This window comes from Vibrio sp. D173a (assembly GCF_030248475.1).
Window position 1 is genome coordinate 1 of sequence record NZ_JAHGAH010000925.1, and the last position, 1,207, is coordinate 1,207.

The 1,207-nt window shown below is 48.5% G+C and carries 1 protein-coding gene and 1 pseudogene; both read left to right on the plus strand.

From position 1 onward, the window contains the following. Positions 1–188 (plus strand): annotated as a pseudogene (locus KIV40_RS30315) (outer membrane lipoprotein-sorting protein); the annotation flags it as partial. 20 nt (positions 189–208) lie between these two features. Further along, positions 209–1,207: hypothetical protein (locus KIV40_RS30320; RefSeq protein WP_285352973.1), on the plus strand; the 999-nt coding region annotated here is incomplete at its 3' end.

A 1,207-nucleotide genomic window follows, 5' to 3' on the forward strand; every position in this document is an offset into this window, starting at 1 on the left:
AAAATTCAGGTTACACCAAGCAGAAAGTATGGATAGACCAACAGCACTACCGCCCAATGAAAGTCGAATTCTATGACCGCAAAGGCGCACTGCTAAAAACCTTGTCGTTCCAAGATTACAAACAGTATCTAAACCAATACTGGCGTGCTCATACTATGGCGATGCAGAACCATCAAACGGGCTTAAGCGAGCGAAGTAGGGCATTGATATGAAAAGGAATGTGTTACTAGGCTCGCAGTTGGCGGTGACCATCGCAGCGACACTCGGTTTAATGAGTGTCTCTTCGATGTGTCATTCGGTTGAGTTGGCTGGACAAGTTAATGTGGAGCATCGTCAGTTCTTCAGTGACGGCTTACAAGGACAGAGCAAAGATCAAACCTCGTTGGTGCTGCAACCTGAACTCTATTGGGAGCAGCAAGACGGTAATGGCAGCTTCACCTTTACCCCGTTTTATCGCTTTGACAGTCAAGACGATGAGCGAACACACGGTGATATTCGAGAGGCGTTGTACCTCACTTACTGGGACGACTATGAACTGCGTGCCGGTGTCGGCAAAGTGTTCTGGGGTGTGACGGAATCTGCGCACTTAGTGGATGTGGTGAACCAGACTGACGCCATTGAATCGGTTGATGGTGAAGCCAAACTTGGTCAACCTATGGTGCACTTCACGTCTGTTAAAGATTGGGGCACCGTGGATGCGATGCTACTGCCATACTTCAGAGAGCGTACCTTTGCGGGCGAAGATGGAAGGTTACGGCCGACCATCGCCGTTTCAGACGATGCGCTGTATGAATCCTCAAGAGAAGAAAAGCACGTTCATGTCGCTCTGCGTTATAGCCAAATGTATGGAGATTGGGACGTCGGTTTAAGTTACTTAGCGGGGACTAACCGAGACCCATATTTTCGCTTTGAAGGGAATAAACTCAAGCCTTACTACGCGCAAATGCAGCATGTCGGGCTAGATGTACAAGGTATTGTTGGCGATTGGTTGCTCAAGTTAGAAAGCGTTTATCGAGACAGTTTCGATAACCACACAGGACTGGTGACTGGCTTTGAATATACTTGGGTAGGGGCATTAGATTCGTACTGGGACATCGGATTTCTGGCAGAATACCTGTATGACAGCCGAGGCTACAATGCGCAAAATGTGGGGCAAAACGATGTGTTTGTCGGAACGCGATTTGCGCTTAACGATGAAGACGGCACC